The sequence below is a fragment of the Pseudomonas costantinii genome (genome assembly GCF_001870435.1).
In the GTDB taxonomy this organism is placed as follows: domain Bacteria; phylum Pseudomonadota; class Gammaproteobacteria; order Pseudomonadales; family Pseudomonadaceae; genus Aquipseudomonas; species Aquipseudomonas costantinii.
In genome coordinates, this window is record NZ_MDDR01000045.1 from 53,037 (window position 1) to 70,236 (window position 17,200).

Annotated in this window: 14 protein-coding genes; 12 read left to right on the plus strand and 2 right to left on the minus strand. The window is 61.0% G+C overall.

The window, feature by feature from the left end; all coding sequences use genetic code 11:
* Window positions 1-30: 30 nt before the first annotated feature.
* The 6 genes from BFL40_RS26140 to BFL40_RS26165 all read left to right on the plus strand — a co-directional run bounded on the left by BFL40_RS26140 (window position 31) and on the right by BFL40_RS26165 (window position 7,085).
* Window positions 31-2,625, plus strand: a complete 2,595-nt coding sequence (locus tag BFL40_RS26140) for a fimbria/pilus outer membrane usher protein (RefSeq protein ID WP_071486643.1) — start codon at window positions 31-33, stop codon at window positions 2,623-2,625.
* Window positions 2,625-3,725, plus strand: coding sequence for a fimbrial protein (locus BFL40_RS26145; protein ID WP_071486644.1), 1,101 nt, complete (start codon window positions 2,625-2,627; stop codon window positions 3,723-3,725). The genes BFL40_RS26140 and BFL40_RS26145 overlap by 1 nt, the downstream gene beginning before the upstream one ends.
* Window positions 3,726-3,734: 9 nt before the next feature.
* Entirely contained in the window at window positions 3,735-4,949 is a 1,215-nt protein-coding gene (locus BFL40_RS26150; RefSeq protein ID WP_071486645.1) for an EAL domain-containing response regulator, read from the plus strand.
* Window positions 4,946-5,347, plus strand: coding sequence for an ANTAR domain-containing protein (locus tag BFL40_RS26155; protein WP_071486646.1), 402 nt, complete (start codon window positions 4,946-4,948; stop codon window positions 5,345-5,347). Before BFL40_RS26150 ends, BFL40_RS26155 begins: the two co-directional genes overlap by 4 nt.
* 71 nt (window positions 5,348-5,418) lie before the next feature.
* The gene (locus tag BFL40_RS26160) at window positions 5,419-5,778 is read left to right on the plus strand and encodes a type 1 fimbrial protein (RefSeq protein WP_071486647.1); all 360 of its coding nucleotides are present in this window, start codon (window positions 5,419-5,421) and stop codon (window positions 5,776-5,778) included.
* 122 nt (window positions 5,779-5,900) lie between these two features.
* On the plus strand, window positions 5,901-7,085 hold the full coding sequence (locus tag BFL40_RS26165; RefSeq protein ID WP_071486658.1) for a sugar transporter: 1,185 nt from the start codon (window positions 5,901-5,903) through the stop codon (window positions 7,083-7,085).
* A 110-nt stretch (window positions 7,086-7,195) separates the two neighbouring features.
* On the opposite strand, the gene tal is transcribed toward BFL40_RS26165, so the two are convergent.
* Window positions 7,196-8,119, minus strand: coding sequence for a transaldolase (gene tal / locus BFL40_RS26170; protein WP_071486648.1), 924 nt, complete (start codon window positions 8,117-8,119; stop codon window positions 7,196-7,198).
* A gap of 145 nt (window positions 8,120-8,264) precedes the next feature.
* Complete coding sequence (locus BFL40_RS26175; protein WP_071486649.1) at window positions 8,265-9,209, minus strand: aliphatic sulfonate ABC transporter substrate-binding protein; 945 nt, start codon at window positions 9,207-9,209, stop codon at window positions 8,265-8,267.
* A 245-nt stretch (window positions 9,210-9,454) separates the two neighbouring features.
* On the opposite strand from BFL40_RS26175, the gene BFL40_RS26180 reads away from it, so the two are divergent.
* The 6 genes from BFL40_RS26180 (at window position 9,455) to BFL40_RS26205 (ending at window position 16,872) form a co-directional block, all read left to right on the plus strand.
* Complete coding sequence (locus tag BFL40_RS26180; RefSeq protein ID WP_071486650.1) at window positions 9,455-10,393, plus strand: aliphatic sulfonate ABC transporter substrate-binding protein; 939 nt, start codon at window positions 9,455-9,457, stop codon at window positions 10,391-10,393.
* Complete coding sequence (locus BFL40_RS26185) at window positions 10,390-11,715, plus strand: LLM class flavin-dependent oxidoreductase (protein ID WP_071486651.1); 1,326 nt, start codon at window positions 10,390-10,392, stop codon at window positions 11,713-11,715. Before BFL40_RS26180 ends, BFL40_RS26185 begins: the two co-directional genes overlap by 4 nt.
* A 67-nt stretch (window positions 11,716-11,782) precedes the next feature.
* Complete coding sequence (locus BFL40_RS26190) at window positions 11,783-12,841, plus strand: ABC transporter substrate-binding protein (RefSeq protein WP_071486652.1); 1,059 nt, start codon at window positions 11,783-11,785, stop codon at window positions 12,839-12,841.
* Window positions 12,828-13,817 carry an ABC transporter permease gene (locus tag BFL40_RS26195; RefSeq protein WP_071486653.1) on the plus strand — a complete coding sequence of 330 codons (990 nt, stop codon included), beginning with the start codon at window positions 12,828-12,830 and terminating at the stop codon, window positions 13,815-13,817. The genes BFL40_RS26190 and BFL40_RS26195 overlap by 14 nt, the downstream gene beginning before the upstream one ends.
* Entirely contained in the window at window positions 13,811-14,599 is a 789-nt protein-coding gene (locus BFL40_RS26200; protein ID WP_071486654.1) for an ABC transporter ATP-binding protein, read from the plus strand. Before BFL40_RS26195 ends, BFL40_RS26200 begins: the two co-directional genes overlap by 7 nt.
* Before the next feature lie 2 nt (window positions 14,600-14,601).
* Window positions 14,602-16,872 carry a molybdopterin guanine dinucleotide-containing S/N-oxide reductase gene (locus BFL40_RS26205; protein ID WP_071486655.1) on the plus strand — a complete coding sequence of 757 codons (2,271 nt, stop codon included), beginning with the start codon at window positions 14,602-14,604 and terminating at the stop codon, window positions 16,870-16,872.
* The last annotated feature ends 328 nt before the right edge of the window (window positions 16,873-17,200 follow it).

Genomic DNA, 17,200 nt, shown 5'->3' on the forward strand with positions numbered 1-17,200 from the left:
CACGCGAACGTTCTAGTGCACGAGTAATTTATGATGACGATTCCCCGCCTGGGCCAACCGCAGGTGCAACCGCGCTTTGCCCTTAATCCGCTGACCTCGATGGTTCTCAAGGCCCTGGCTGTATTGTCTGGTGCATTGCTGGCCTCTTCGGTATGGGCTGAAGACGTGCAGTTCAACGACGCCTTCCTGCCCGATGATTCCCGCAGCCTCGACCTGACCCAGTACGAAAAGGGCAACCCGGTGTTGCCGGGTAACTATCGAGCGGATGTGGCGGTGAATGGCACCTTGGTCAGTCGTCAGGATATTCGCATCAATGCCGATGCCGACGGCAGTCATCCGGTGGTGTGTTTCAACAGCGGCTTGCTGCAACTGATCGGCGTGGACCTGCGCAAGTTGTCGGCACACGCCACGGCAGCGCTGGAGAGCGGCGCGACGTGCCTGGACCTTGGCCAGTTGATCGAAGGCGCCACGGCGACCTTTTCGCCGGCCAACCAACAACTGGATATCAGCATCCCGCAGATCGCTTTGCGCCGTGACGCCCGTGGGTATGTCAGCCCTGAGTTGTGGGACCGAGGCGTGACCGCCGGAACCTTGAGTTACACCTTCAACGCTAACCACAACAAAACCGATTTCGGTAATTACGATTCCGCCTATCTGGGCCTGAATGCCGGTTTGAACCTGGGTGATTGGCGTCTGCGCCATAACGGTTCGTTGAACTGGCAGAAGAACACGGGCCAGGATTACCAGACGCTCAATACCTACGCTCAGCGTGATGTGACCAGCCTGCAAAGCCAATTGACCGTGGGCGAGGCCAATACCAGTGGCGAGATCTTCGACACCTTGGCCTACCGTGGTGTGCAACTGGGCACTGATGACCGCATGTTGCCCGAGTCCCAGCGCGGTTATGCGCCAGTTATCCGTGGCATTGCGCGTACCGGGGCGCGAGTGGCTGTGCGCCAAGCCGGCAATCTGCTCTACGAAACCACGGTGGCGCCGGGCGCTTTTGTGATCGATGACCTGTACGCCACCGGCTACGGCGGTGATCTGGACGTGACCGTGTACGAGGCAGACGGCAGCGAGCAGCGTTTTATCGTGCCGTACGCCGCCACCGCCCAACTGTTGCGCCCGGGGACTTCGCGATTCAGCGTGACCGCCGGTGAAACCCGCAGCAACTACCTCGACCAACAAGCCAAGCTGGTGCAAGGCACCTATCAGCTCGGCCTGAGCAATGTGTTCACCGGTTACACCGGCGTGCAGGCCAGCGACGATTACCGTTCGATGCTCGGCGGCCTGGCGTTCGGCACGCCGGTGGGTGCTATGGCCGTGGACGTGACCCAGGCCCAGACCGACCTGAAAGGCGGCCAGGCCAGCGGTCAGAGTGTGCGCATGAGCTACAGCAAAAATATCCTCAGTACCGGTAGCAACTTCGCGGTGGCGGCCACACGGTTTTCCACTCAGAACTACCTGGACTTCAGCAACGCGATGCAACTGCTGGATGCCGAACGCACGGGTTTGGATTCCAGTTTGTTCGGGCGCCCTCGCAGCCGCCTGTCTCTCACGGCCAACCAGAGTCTTGGCGCCTTGGGGCAGGTGGCGTTCAGTGGTTTCACCCAGAACTACTGGAATCAGCCGGGACGCGATGTGCAGTACCAGTTCAGCTACAGCAAGCAGGTGCGCCAGGTCAGTTTAGGCGTCAGCGCCAACCGCAGTCGTGTCGGCCTGGGCGAGATGGACAACAGCCTGTTATTTACCGTGAGCATGCCGCTGGAGTTCGGTAAGTCTCGCAGCCAGCCGCAACTGTCGGCGCGTGTCATGCGTGACAACCAAGGTAACTACAGCGAGCAAGCGACCCTCAGCGGCACCGCCGGCGAGGATCGCGAGTATCAATACAGCCTCACCGGTAGTCACGATGGTGCTAGTCGTACCAACAGCACCTCGGTCAACGGCCAGTACATCGGGCCCAAGGCGATTGTCGGCGGCACGGTCAGTCGGGGCGAGGGCTACGACAGCCTGTCGCTGAATGCCAGCGGCAGTGTGGTTGCTCACCCTGAAGGTGTGACGTTCACGCCGTATCGCGGTGAAACCATGGCTGTTATCAGCGCACCGGGAGCAGAGGGCGCCAGGGTGGCTGGCTTCCCTGGCCTGAAACTCGATGGTCGCGGCAATGCGGTCGTACCGTACTTGCGCCCTTACGAGTTGAACGAAGTGGCCATCGACCCGATGGGCTCCTCGTTGAATGTCGAACTGACGGAAACCAGCCAGCAAGTGGCACCGCGTGCCGGTGCCGTGGTGGCCCTCAAATACGGCACCAGCAGTGGCGAAGCCGTGTTGCTCAACGTGACCCTGGCCGATGGCAGCGCGCTGCCGTTCGGTGCCAGCGTAGCGGACGACCGTGGGGTATCGGTGGGGGTGGTCGGGCAGGGCGGCCAGTTGTATGCACGGGTCAAGGAAAATGCTCGTCGCCTATTGATCAGTTGGGGAACCCAGGCGGGGCAGCAATGCGCGTTGGCGTTACCTCCAGGGAAAAGTGATGGCAAACAACTGCGTCAAGTGGACGTGGTGTGTTCGGTCGTTCAACTCGATGAACGTGTTGCTTCTGTGAACAGCGGACAGGATAAATTGTGATGAAAGTCATGCAAATGTTGAAAGCCGGTGTGGCTGTCGTGGGGATGGTGTTGGCGGCAGGGGCAGCGTTTGCCGACTGCAACATCAACAGTGGTTCGGTCAAAATGGTGCGTACCCAGCCGCTGCTGGGAGTCAACCTGACGGTGGGGCGTGACGTACCGCTGGGCGCGGAAATCTACCGACAAACCTTCACCCCTGTCAGCGGGCTGCAGGTGGGTTGTACCGCAGGGCTTTATAGCATCGAGACCAGGCGTTCGTTGGCGGTTACCCCGTTGCCCCATGCCAATTGGTCGGGTACGCCCTATGCGGGAAAGGTGTATGAGACTGGCGTCAAAGGGATAGGCGTAGCGATCTGGTACAGCGGTAATGCCATGCCAACCTCTGGTTTCGGTACCAACTGTGGCGGTGGGACCAGTTCCTGTAACTGGAACATTAGTAGCACGATGGTGTTTGACCTTTCGTTCATCAAAATTGGTGAGGTCGGAGCAGGGACGATTCAGGGCGCCTCATTGCCGACTATGGTGCAAAGCTTCATCACGACTAACACTGTCGAATTCGAACGGGTCAACTTCTCCGGCAGCATCAATATCGTCTCGCGCACTTGCTTGACATCGAACGTCAATGTGCCCATGGGGACGCACCTGACCAACGAGTTCGGCGGCAAGAATACCTTTACGCCGTGGCAGGACTTTTCGATCGAGCTGAATAATTGCCCAGCTTTCAATGGTTACTATCAGGGTACCGGCCCGCGCTGGTTAAGCGATGGCACCTCGAACAATCTGGACTCGCGCAAGAGCAACACGTTGAGGGTACGCATCGATCCGACGCTGCCGGCTATCAATCCGTCGCAGGGCATTCTCAGCCTCGACCCCAGCGCAGCGGGCAAGGCGCCGGCTGCAACCGGCGTGAGCGTGCAAGTCGCCGACAGTGGTGGTGGCCCCTTGCCGCTATCCACGTTGCGCGCCAGCGGCATCGTGCCGTTGGACGTGGAAGGTCACGCTTACTCCATCAAACTCAAGGCCCGCTATATCCAGACCGAAGACCGCATCACCGCCGGCCCGGCAAACGCCACGGCTACGTTCACCATCGACTACTACTGAGGCCCTGCCATGTCCTTTCTACCACTGCGGGTATTGGTGCTCGAAGATCATCTTTTCCAACGTTCCGTGGCCGTCAGCCTGTTGAAGCAACTGGGTTGCGGTGAAGTACTGGAAGCTGCCAACGGCAGTGAGGCCATGGCTGTGCTTCAGCGTGCGGGGTCGGTGGACGTGGTGGTGTGCGACCTGCAAATGGATGGCATGGATGGGTTGGAGTTTATCCAACGTATCAGTGCAACCGGCCAGGTGGGCGCGATCATCGTCAGCAGTGGTTTGCCATGGGATGTGCGCCGTGCGGTGCGGCAGATGGGCGCGTTGCTGGGGATGAACATGCTGGGTGACGTTGGTAAACCGTTGCAGGCGGAGGCGTTGCAGCCGTTGCTCGAACTTGCGTTGAGCCAGCGTCCAGCAGAGTGCGCAGCACTATCGACACCGGAGATCGCCGATGAGCAGGAAGTGCGCCAGGCTATCCTCGATCAGCAGTTGGAGGCCTATTACCAACCTAAGTTCGACCTGCGCAGCGGCGCTGCTCTCGGGGTGGAAGTGCTTGTGCGTTGGAACCATCCGCTCAAGGGCATTCTTTCACCTGCGGTCTTTCTGCCGGCAATGGAGCGTAGCGGCCTGATGGATCAGTTGTTGTTTACCTTGATGCAGCAGGCACTGAGCTTGCAGCGACAGGCCAAGGGGCAGGGGCTGAGCCTGGACCTGGCGTTTAACCTGCAAGCGGCGCAGTTGGCCGATGCGGGTTTGACTGCCCATATCAAAGGCATCCTGACGGCTTACCAGGCCCCGTGCTTTGGTATCACGTTTGAGCTCACTGAAAGCGGCTTGCTGGAAGTGCCCGCAGTGTCCCTGGAAAACCTGGTGCGCCTGCGCATGATGGGCTGCCGCCTGTCCATCGACGATTTCGGCGCCGGTTTTTCCTCGCTACAGCGCTTGTGCCAACTGCCCTTCAACGAGATCAAGCTCGACGCCGAGTTTGTGCGCGGCCTGGCCCACGAGCCGCGTTGCCGTGCGGTGATTGGTAGCACCCTGGCCCTGGGCCAGACCCTGAGCATGTCAGTGGTGGTCGAGGGCATTGAAACGGCTGAACAGCAGCGGCAGTTGTTGGAACTGGGTTGCACCCAGGGCCAGGGTTACTGGCATGCCCGCCCCATGAGCGGTGCCGACCTGTTGCGCTGGTTGCAACGCAATGCGTCTGCTCGACGTGTGCGGAGGCAGCCGTGATCAATAAAGCCCTGCGTATCATGATCGCCGACCCCGAGCATTTTCAGCGCCTGCGCCTGGAGCGGGATTTCAATCGCCAGGGGTATTACGCCATCGCGCCGGTGTCGAGCCTGGAGGAAATGCTCAACTTGCTGGAATACGGTGAACATGGCTTCGATCTGATGCTGATCAACGCTAAATTCGCTATGAGCGAGCGCTTCAATTTGTTTGATTTCTACCAGGACCAGCCGCTGATGGGGCCGGTTTTTATCTATGGTGTGCCGCAGCAACGGTTGGCGACGTTGAGTGCCCAGGTCGAGGGCCGAATCGTTTTCAGCTCCGTGCAACTGCCTGAAGGGGGCCCAATCAGGCAGCTACTGCACACAGTTGACCGTTTGCGGCTATCAGTGAGTTCTTAAAACGACGAAATAGCTCAAGTCCGCCGCCGAAATGACGACTACCTTCTAAGAACCCAAGAAGGAGTGGCGGCATGAACGTTAAACGTTTGTCAGTGGTTACAGGCTTCCTTGCCATGTGGGCGGGGGCCTGCATGGCGTCATCACAGGGCGTCATTCAATTTCACGGCAGCATTGTCGAGTCAAGTTGCACATCCGTTGCATCGAGCGGGTCGATGATGGAGTTGAAAGGCTGTCCGTTGGCCAGCCGTGGCAGCCGGATCAACGTGCAGCCGGTCAGCAGCGTCAAGGCGCTGGGCAACGCAGCAGCCAACGTCAAGTTGGTGGCCGACAGCGGCAGCGGACGCTATTACGACCAGCGGTATGTACTGGTGGATCCCCTCGGCAAGCCAATTCACTCGGGGGCTTACGTGATTACCCTGACCTCGCCTTGATCAAACCGCGCAGGTTTTACACAGGATGAGCGTCAACAGCGGGCCGAGAAACCTATAGAATGCTCGCGGCGGCGCTTGTCCTGGGTGGCCGTTTGATCATCGTCAGAGTACCTCGCCCTTCAATGAGCATTTCAGCCGCAACGCCCCAAGCCAACTGGCAACCGGTCATCGCCCTGGCGTTGGCCGCTTTTGTATTCAATACCACTGAATTTGTGCCGGTCGGCCTGCTCAGCGCCATCGGCGCCAGCTTCGACATGCCTATTGCCAGCGTCGGCCTGATGCTCACCATCTACGCCTGGATCGTGTCGCTGACCTCGCTGCCGGTGATGCTGCTGACGCGTAACATCGAGCGGCGCAAGCTGCTGATCGTACTGTTCGGCATGTTTATCGCCAGCCACATCCTTTCCAGCGTCGCCACCAGCTTTGGCTTGCTGATGGTTAGCCGGGTCGGCATTGCCTTGTCCCACGCGTTGTTCTGGTCGATTACCGCTTCCCTGGCAGTGCGCCTGGCGCCGGAAGGCAAGCAGGTGCAGGCCCTCGGCCTGCTGGCTACCGGCACCTCGCTGGCGATGGTGTTGGGCATTCCCCTCGGTCGCCTGCTGGGTGAAGCCATGGGCTGGCGTACCACCTTCCTGGTAATCGGCGCCTTTGCCGCCGCGCTGGTGTTCTGGCTGGCGCGCACTTTGCCACTGCTGCCGAGCCAAAACTCCGGCTCACTGCGCAGCCTGCCACTGCTGTTCAAACGCCCGGCGCTGGTGGCGCTCTACGTGCTCACCGCCCTGACGGTCACCGCGCAATTCACCGCCTACAGCTACATCGAACCCTTCGTCGAAGGCGTCGCGGGCATGGGTGGCGGCGCCGTGACCCTGATCCTGCTGGTGTTCGGCGGCGCGGGCATCATTGGCTCGTTGTTGTTCAGCCTGGTGCATCGCTTCAACCCGCATATTTTCGTGGTCAGCGCGGTGTTCCTGCTGGCGGCGTGCCTGGCACTGTTGTTGCCGTTGAGCGGGGCCGAGTCTTACCTCGTGGTACTGAGCATTTTCTGGGGCATGGCAATCATGGGCTTCGGCCTGGCCATGCAATCCAAGGTGCTGGTGCTGGCACCGGACGCCACCGACGTGGCCATGGCGATGTTCTCCGGTATCTACAACATCGGCATCGGCGGCGGCGCCCTGATGGGCAGTTGGGTCGGCAGCCACTTCGGCTTCGCCTGGATCGGCGCGGCCGGTGGGTTGCTGGCGGCGGTGGCGTTGATTGGGTATTGCCTGGCGATTCGCAAGTATGGGCAGGGCGTGACCCAGAACTGAGTATGAGCGAGCTTGCTCGCGAAAAACGTTAACGATAACGCAGCGGTTCTGGTTTAACGCGGCGTTCTCAGGTTTTTCGCGAGCAAGCTCGCTCCTACAGGAAGTCGACGTTACAGCGCAGCCAACACCGCCTCCAACTTCTCCTGATCCCGCGCAAACTGCCGAATCCCTTCCGCCAGTTTCTCCGTCGCCATCGCATCTTCATTCGACGCCCAACGGAACTGCGCTTCGGTCAACTGTTGACGCGCTTCGCCTGCGGCACCCGGCACCAGTTTGCGCGCCAGCGGGCCGTTATCTTCAGCCAGTTTTTGCAGCAAGTCCGGGCTGATGGTCAGGCGATCACAACCCGCCAACTCTTCGATTTGGCTGAGAGTACGGAAGCTCGCACCCATGACCACGGTTTGGATATCGTTGGCCTTGTAGTAGTTGTAGATGCGCGTGACGGACTGCACGCCCGGGTCCTCGGCGCCGGTGTAGTCCAGGCCGGTGTTCTTGCGGTACCAGTCGTAGATACGGCCCACGAACGGCGAGATCAGGAACACGCCCGCATCGGCGCAGGCCACGGCTTGGGCGAAGGAGAACAGCAGGGTCAGGTTGGTCTGGATGCCGGCTTTTTCCAGGCGTTCGGCGGTGCGGATGCCTTCCCAGGTGGAGGCCAGCTTGATCAGCACGCGGTCACGGCCGACGCCGGCCTGGTCGTACAGGGCGATCAACTGGTTGGCCTTGGCCCACAGCGCGTCTTCGTCGAAGGACAGGCGCGCGTCAACCTCGGTGGAGATGCGCCCCGGGATCACCTTGAGAATGCCGGCACCTACCGACACCGCGAAGTGGTCGCAAGCCAGGCCCACGTCACCCTTGGACAGGTTCACCGCATCGCGCAGCAGCTCGGCGTATTCCGGGATGGCGGCGGCCTTGAGCAGCAGGGAAGGGTTGGTGGTGGCGTCGACCGGGCGCAGGCGGCTGATGGCTTCCAGGTCGCCGGTGTCGCAGACCACGGTGGTGAATTGCTTGAGTTGTTCGAGCTTGGACGTCATGAGCGGTGGTCTCCAGGAAAGGGGCGGAGGCATGGGGTACCCGTTGTACCACTTCCTGAGCGGCTTGTTTACCCGTACACCAATCCACCAAACCCCTGGAAAGCCCTTTACGCGGCAACCCGATTGGGTTGCCAAATGAAATTATTCAAGGCTTCCAGGTCTGCACATCCTTGGCATCTACTGCTGTGGGTAATAGCCCCGCCTTGAAGAACGCATCCGCAATCTTCTGCTGCTCACCCAACTGATCAATCGTCACCGGCTGCACCAGATAACTGCGGTGCGCATTGGCGGCTTCGACGGTTGCCACATCCAGGTTACCCCACAGCGGGCCGAGCACCTTTGCCGCATCCTGCGGGTGGGTTTTCACCCATTTGCCGGTCTTTTCCAACTGCTCGTACACCACCTTCAACACCTCAGGATGGGCTTTGGCGTAAGGCGTGCCAGTCAGGTAATAACGCTTGTAGCTCGCCAGCCCGGCGCCATCGGCCAAGGTGCGCGTCGGCAATTGACGTTGCACGCTGGTGAGGAAGGGTTCCCAGGTGACCCAGGCGTCGACCTTGTTGTTCTCGAACGCCGCACGACCATCGGCGGGCGACAGGTAAGCGGGCTCGATATCCGAGAACGCCAGGCCTGCTTTGGCCAGTGCAGCAATCAGCAAATAGTGGGTGCCGGCCGCCTTGGTTACCGCGACTTTCTTACCTTTCAAATCCGCCAACTGCTGGATCGGCGAGTCCTTGCGCACCACGATGGCTTGGGCCGAAGGCGAGGGCGCTTCCTGGGCGAAGTAGGTGAGTTTGGCTTGGGCCGCCTGGGCGAAAATCGGCACGGTGTCGGCCACGTCGGCGCTGATATCCACGTTGCCCACGTTGAGCGCTTCCAGCAGTGGCAGGCCGCTTGGGAACTCGTGCCAACTGACGTCGATGTTGTCGGCCTTGAGGGCTTTTTCCAGGGTGCCCTGGGTTTTCAGCAGGGTGATCAGGGTCGAGGATTTCTGGTAGCCGATGCGTACCGTTTCCTGGGCTTGCGCACTCACGGCGACAGAAAAGGCCAGTAGCCCGATGACAACGGCGAGGGGACGACGAATAGACATGGCGCGCTCGATTTTCAGCGAAATATTTCCAATCTTAAAGTTATAAAAACTATTCGATAAATACTCTTTTGGTCTGAGCTTAGGGCGCTTTTTCAGCGTTTCGACGAATCGGGCATAACCATAGAACTATAGGGTTCTTTCATAATTACTCGTCATTAATATAATCAAGTTGGCTTTCCTGTCAGGCCTTATGCCGTCTTTTGGCATATGCAGCTTCCTTCATCTCTCCCACGCCAAGGCCTTTCATGACGTTGAAAAAACTAATCGTCGCCGCCAGCCTGCTGTTTGCCGCAGCGGCGGCCCATGCCGAGCAAACCCTGGATATCAGTTACCAGCGCTCATCCACCCTGTGGATTTTGCTCAAGCAAAATGGCCAGTTGGAACAGCGCCTCAAACCGCTGGGCTTCACCGTCAGTTGGCATGAGTTCAGTACCGGTCTGCTCAGCTCGCTCAACGCCGGCAGCGTCGACTTACACGCCGATGTGGCCGACGCCTTTGCACTGTTCACCCAGGCCGCCGATGCGCCGCTGACGTATTACGCCCAAGAGAATTCATCACCTGGCGCCCAGGCGATCATTGTTCAGGACACATCACCGATCCACAGCATCGCCGACCTCAAGGGCAAGACCGTCGCTGTCTCCAAAGGCTCGGGCAGCAATTTCCTGCTGATCTCGGCGCTGAAAAAAGCCGGCCTGACCCTGGCGGATATCACACCGCGTTACCTCGAAGCCCCCGACGGCGGCGCCGCTTTCGCCAATGGCAGCGTCGACGCTTGGGTGATCTGGGACCCGTTCCTCGCCACCCAGCAACTCGAGCACCATGCGCGCGTGATCGCCGACGGCAAGGACGGCCTGGCGAACTACAACCGCTTCTACCTGGCCACGACCCAATTCGCCAAGGCGCATCCGGACGTGTTGCGAGTCACCTTCGACACCTTGCGCGAGACCGGCCAATGGGTCAAAGCCCACCCCAAGCAAGCCGCTGAAATCCTCGGTCCGCTGTGGGGCAATATCCCACCGGCCACGGTGGAACTCGCCAATAGCCGCCGCAGCTACGACATCATCCCGGTCAAGCTGGAAAACCTCGCCGAGCAGCAACGCATCGCCGACACTTACTACGCCGCCAAGCTGATTCCCAAGCCGCTGAAAGTCACCGATATCACCGTGTGGACGCCCACGCCATGAGCCGCCAAATCCATTTGTCGGCGTTCCTCCTGAGCGGCCCCGTGGTGCATAGCCATGCCGTGTGGCGCCACCCCGAAACCGTCGGCAATTACCTCGACCCTGCGTACTACGCGCGCGTCGCCAAGGTGGTGGAAGAAGGGCTGTTCGACTTTCTGTTCTTCGCCGATCGCCTCGCGGTGGGCGACCAGATGGGCGGCTCTCGCGAGTTCGCCTTGCGCTACGGCGCCCAGGACGCCACGCGCCTCGACCCGTTGCCGATCCTTTCGTACCTGGTGGGCCAGACCACCAAGCTGGGCCTGGGCGCGACCCGTTCCACCACCTATTACGAACCGGCGCATATTGCCCGCGAGTTCGCCACCCTCGACCATTTGTCCAAGGGCCGCGCGGCGTGGAATATCGTCACCTCGATGAACGACAGCGAAGGGCGCCTGTTCGGCAAGGACAAGCACTTGGAGCACGACTTGCGCTACGACCGTGCGGATGAATTTGTAGAAGTCGCGCTGAAACTCTGGAACAGCTGGGGCAAGGATGCCCTTAAGTTGGATCGCGAAAACGGCGTGTTGGCGGACCCTGCGTTGATCCACTCGGTGCAGCATCAGGGTGAGTGGTTCAAGGTCGAAGGCCCGTTGAACATTCCGCGCACACCTCAGGGCCGTCCGGTGCTGATCCAGGCCGGTTCCTCCGGGCGTGGCCGACGATTTGGCGCGCGCTGGGCCGAGGCAATCTTCACCATTCACCCACACTTGAATGCCATGCGCGCTTTCCGTGATGACGTGCGTGCCCAAGTGGTGCAGCAAGGTCGCGACGCGGATAGCTGCAAGGTGCTGACGGCGGTGATGCCGTTTATCGGCGGCAGCGAAGCTCACGCCCGTGCCAAGCGCGACACGCACAACGCCCTGGCACGGCCCGAGTTGGGGCTGGTGACACTGGCCTCGCAGTTGAATGTCGACCTATCGCCATTCCCGCTGAGCGCCACCTTGGCCGAGGTGGCCCAGTCGCCGTTGATCCATCCTGCGGCCGCCGAAAAACTCTTGATGCAAGGCCCGCAAATCACCCTTGAGCAACTCGGCCGCATCTTCGCCAGCAGCGTGCGCGTGCCGCAACTGGTGGGCACCGGGGCGCAAATCGCCGACCAGTTGGCCGAGCTGTTTGAGCAGGGCGGTTGCGATGGATTTGTGATTTCGCCGGGGTACCTGCCGGGGTCGTTCACTGAGTTTGTCGAGAGTGTGATTCCGCATTTGCAACGCAAGGGGTTGTTCCGCAAAGCCTATGAAGGCTCGACGTTGCGCGAGCACTTGGGGCTGGCGGATCTGAATGACTGAGTACGGTCAATGTGGGATCTGGTTTGCCACAGTAAACGCTTACATCAATTAGAAAAGGATAGTGCGCATGGCTGCTTTCGACCCTTTAACCCGTCGCCACCTGCTTGGCATGGCCGGCATCGCCCTGGCCGGATTGTCGCTGCCACGCCTGGGCTTTACCGCCGATGAACACGCGGGCCACAACACCCCCCAGGAACCCGCCGGCACCGGTGATTTTATCCGCCTGGACGCGCCGCGCTCACTCAAACTGGCGGTCAATCTCAATGCCGTGTGCCTGGCCCCGGTGGTGATCGCCCACGGCCAGGGCTTTTTCAAAAAGCACAACCTGGACGTGGAGCTGGTCAACTTCGGCAACTCCACCGAAGTGCTGCTTGAAGCCATCGCCACCGGCAAGGCCGATGCGGGCGTGGGCATGGCGCTGCGTTGGCTCAAGGCCTTGGAGCAAGGCTTTGACGTGAAACTCACCGCTGGCACCCATGGCGGCTGCCTGCGCTTGCTCAGTGCGGTGAACGGCACGGTTACCAAGCTTGAGGACCTCAAGGGCAAGGCGATCGGCGTCACCGACATGGCCAGCCCCGACCGCAATTTCTTTTCGATCCTGCTGAAAAAGCACGGTGTCGATCCGGTACGCGATGTCGAGTGGCGCCTGTACCCGGCCGACTTGCTGGGCACGGCCCTGGAGCGTGGCGAAGTGCAGGCGGTCAGTGGCAGCGACCCGTTCATGTACCGGCTGATCAAGTCCGGCGTGGCGCGGGAGTTGTCCACCAATTTGGTGGAGGAATACGCCAACCTCAGTTGCTGCGTGGTCGGCGTCACCGGCAAGTTGGTGCGCGAAGACAAACGCGTGGTCGCCGCACTGACCCAGGCGATTCTCGAAGCCCACGACTATTCCGTGCAGCACCCGGAGGAAGTCGCCAAGGGCTTTCAGGCCTATGCGCTGAACACGTCCACCGAAGAGGTGCAGGCCATTCTTCACGATCACACCCACGGCCACCACGCGGTGGGCGCGGCGCTGACCCAGGAAATCACCACCTACGTCACCGACCTGAAAACCGTGGAAGTGATCAGCAAGGGCACCGACCCGGTGGAGTTTGCCAAGGAGATCACCGCTGATGTCTTCAACTGAGGCGACAACCCTCAATCCACCCCTGACGCTCAAGGTCTGGTGGCAGGGCGCAGCGGTGGTGGCGGCGTGGGTGGCGGTCGCCCTGTTGATCAGCTATTGGCCCAACGCCGTCCGCAAGTGGCCGATGACCCAGGGGCTGGCCAATCTATGCGTGGGCGTGGCTGCGCTGTTCATTGTGCTGAGCCTGCTGGGTAGGCACTTTTCGACACTGGGCCAACGCTTGCGTAATGCCGGGCCCTGGTTGATCGCCTTGCCGGTGTTGCTGGGCATCTGGGAATTGCTCACCGCCAAACTGGCGCTGCTGCCGGTGCCGTTTTTTGCTCCGCCCCAAGCCTTGCTCGCGGTGTATATCGACGATTGGGCGCGCCTGGCCGACAGCCTGCTGCATTCGGCATTGCTGCTGGGTTCGGGCGTGGCGTTGGGGGCGGTGACCGGCTTCGTCGCGGGCGTGGCCATCGGCTGGTCCACCCGCATCGGCTACTGGCTGCACCCGGTGCTGCGCATCCTCGGCCCGGTGCCGTCGACGGCGCTGTTGCCGCTGTGTTTTTTCCTGTTTCCCAGCAGCTGGAGTGCCAGTGTTTTCCTGATCGCACTGGCGACCTGGTTCCCGGTCACGGTGCTCACCTGGTCCGGCGTCGCCAGTGTCGATAAAGCCTACTACGATGTGGCCCGCACCCTTGGCGCCAAGCAAGGTTTCCTGATCTTCAAGGTGGCGATCCCGGCGGCGTTGCCCCATGTGTTCGTCGGCTTATTCATGGGCCTGGGCGCCTCGTTTTCGACCTTGGTGGTGGCGGAAATGATGGGCGTGAAATCCGGCATCGGCTGGTACCTGCAATGGGCCCAGGGCTGGGCTGCCTACGCAAATATGTACGCCGCGTTGCTGATCATGGCGCTGGCCTGTTCGGGGTTGATCACCGGGTTGTTCCTGGTGCGTGACCGGTTGTTGGCCTGGCAGAAAGGAGCAATGAAATGGTAGGCCTGGCACACGCGGTAGCAGCATCGACGGGCTTGGCGCTGCGTATTGAAAACCTGAGCCATGGTTTTGCATTGGATGGTCAGCACCTGCCGGTGCTGGAGCGGGTGTCGCTGGACATGGCTCCCGGCGAATTTGTCGCGTTGCTGGGGCCGTCAGGCTGTGGCAAGTCCACGCTGCTGCGCCTGGTGGCTGGGTTGGAGCCTGCTGACGCTGGCCGACTGCTGGCTGATGGTGAGCCCATCACCGGCCCGGACCCGAGCCGCGTCGTAGTGTTTCAGGACCCGACCCTGTACCCGTGGCGCCGCGTGTGGGACAACGTCGCCATCGGCCTGGAAGCCCAGGGCCTGCTCAAGACCCACTCGGCCAAAGTGGATGAGGCCCTGGAAAAAGTCGGCCTCAGCCAATTCGCCCGCGCTTACCCCCGGCAACTCTCCGGCGGCATGGCGCAGCGCGTGGCGTTGGCCCGTGCGCTGGTCAATCAGCCGCGGCTGCTGATCCTCGATGAACCGCTGGGCAAACTGGATTCCCTGACCCGCATCACCATGCAAAAGGAACTCATCGACCTGTGGCAACGCCAGGGCTACACGGCCTTGCTGGTGACCCACGATGTGGAAGAAGCCCTGCTGCTGGCCAATCGCGTGATTGTATTCAGCGACCGTCCGGCAAAGATCCAGGCGCAATTGACCATCGAACGGCCGTATCCTCGGCACCGCGATGATCCTTATCTGGTGGACCTGCGGCGGCAGATATTGGGCCTGCTGGGGCTGGGAGAAAGCTGGTAGCCATGACATTCACCTCATTGCACTGGGGCGCGTACCGCCCGCACGTGGTCGACGGCAAGCTGGAGGCGATGACCCCGGTGGAGTGGGATAAAGACCCCTCGCCGATTGGCGCGTCGATCCCCGAGGCCATTACCTCACCGACACGCATCCTGCGGCCCGCCGTACGCCGTAGTTATCTTGCCGAACCCGGCTCGCACCCAGAGCTGCGCGGCCAGGAGCCGTTTGTCGAAGTCTCCTGGGAGGTCGCCCTCGATCTGGTGGCCCGTGAGCTGAAAAGGGTCAAGGCCGAGCACGGCAACCAGGCGATCTACGGCGGCAGCTATGGCTGGGGCAGCGCGGGGCGGTTTCACCACGCGCAAAGCCAGTTGCACCGTTTTCTCAACCTGTTTGGCGGCTATGTCGCCAGCACCGACAGCTACAGCCTCGGCGCCGGGCGGGTGTTGATGCCGCACATCGTCGGCAATATGGACTGGCTGTTGGCGGCGCACACCTCATGGAAAAACCTCGCCGAGCATTGTGAGATGTTTGTGGCATTCGGCGGCTTGCCGGCGAAAAACGCCCAGACCAGCCCCGGTGGCGCCAGCGATCACTTGCTTGGCGAGGCGCTCAGTGCGATGGCCGACGCCGGGGTGCAGTTCGTCAATGTCAGCCCGTTGCGCGACGACCTCAGCGGCCCGCCGCTCAACCAGTGGCTACCGATTCGCCCCGGCAGCGACACCGCGCTGATGTTGGCACTGGCCTATGTGCTGGTGAGTGAGGGCCTGCACAACGAGGACTTTATCCGGCGCTACACCGTGGGCTATGAGCGTTTTCGCGACTACCTGCTGGGCACGCCTGATGGCCAGCCAAAGGACCCCGCCTGGGCGCAGGGGCTGACCGATATCCCCGCGCCGCAGATCATCGATCTGGCTCGGCGCATGGGCCGCCAGCGCACCATGATCAACATCGCCTATTCCCTGCAACGTTCGGTGCATGGCGAGCAGCCGTTCTGGATGACCGTGACCCTGGCCGCGCTGCTCGGGCAGATCGGTTTGCCCGGTGGTGGTTTTGGCCTTGGTTATGGCTGCATGAACAACACCGGCAGCGGTCGCAAGGGCTTCTCCGGGCCGCGCTTTGCCCAAGGGCTCAACCCGGTGAAAGACTTTATCCCGGTGGCGCGGGTCACCGACATGTTGCTCAACCCCGGCACGTCGTTCGACTACAACGGCAAGCGTCAGCAGTACCCGGATATCCGTTTGGTGTATTGGGCGGGCGGCAATATTTTCCACCATCACCAAGACCTCAACCGGCTGCTTGAGGCTTGGCAGAAACCCGAGACCTTGATTGTCCATGAGCAGTACTGGACTGCGCAGGCCAAGTACTCGGACATTGTGTTGCCTGCGACCACCGCTTTGGAACGCAACGATATTGGCAGCTCGGCGTCGGACCGCTTCATGTTGGCGATGCAGCAGGCCATCGAACCGGTGGGGGAGGCGCGGGACGACTATTCGATCTTTGCCGAGGTTGCTCTGCGTCTGGGGTTTGCAGACACCTTTACTGAGGGGCGCGATGCCGGGCAGTGGTTGCGCTTTATTTACGATGAGTCGCGGGGGCGGGCCGAGGAACACGGGATTGAGCTGCCGGATTACGCTGCGTTCTGGCGTGAAGGGTTGTTTGAGGTGGCGTATCCGGACACGGATACGGTGTTGCTCAAGGCGTTTCGTGATGATCCGGTTGGGCATCCGTTGCCGACGCCGTCGGGGCGTATCGAGATTTTTTCCGAGCGTATTGCGAGTTTTGGGTATGCCGATTGTCCGGGGCATCCGGTGTGGCTGGATAAGCCTGCGCCTGGGTTTCCATTGCACTTGTTGTCGAACCAGCCGAAGACGCGGTTGCACAGTCAGTATGACCATGGGAGCTATAGCCGTGCGTCGAAGATTCAGCAGCGTGAGCCGCTGACCATTAACGTTGAAGACGCGCGTGAGCGTGGGATCGCGGACGGGGATGTGGTTCGGGTGTTCAACGAGCGCGGGGCGTTTTTGGCGGGGGTGATTGTGTCGAGTGATATTCGGCCGGGGGTGGTTCAGATTGCTACTGGGGCTTGGTTTGATCCCCTGACTCCGGGGGAGTGGCATAGTTTGGATAAGCATGGGAATCCGAATATGGTCACGGCGGATGTGGGGGCTTCGCGGTTGTCTCAGGGGTGTTCGGCGCAGACGGCTGCGGTGGAGGTGGAGCGGTGGGAGTTGGCGGTGCCGGAGGTTACGGCGTTTTTGCCGCCCTTGCTGGTTTGAGTACATATCCGTTTTTGTGGTTGTGGCGGGTATTGGTTCCGCCCTTACGGCGGGTCACTTTTGAAAGAGCCCAAAAGTAACCAAAAGGCTCTTGCCCCACCACTCGGCACCTCGCTAATGCTCGGTGTGCCCGCACTCCGGCTTGAATCCGTGGGCCGCCGCGATGGGCCATCCTTGGCCCAGCGCGGCTAACCCGGCGTCCTGCCGGGTTACCCACGGATTCAAGCCTGCGTGCGGCCAGCGTGGTTAATGGGGCGCCTGAGATCAAGATCACAAGCAGATCAAAAGCAGAGCACGGCGGCCTGAAAGCCGACCTGAGTGGTGTGGA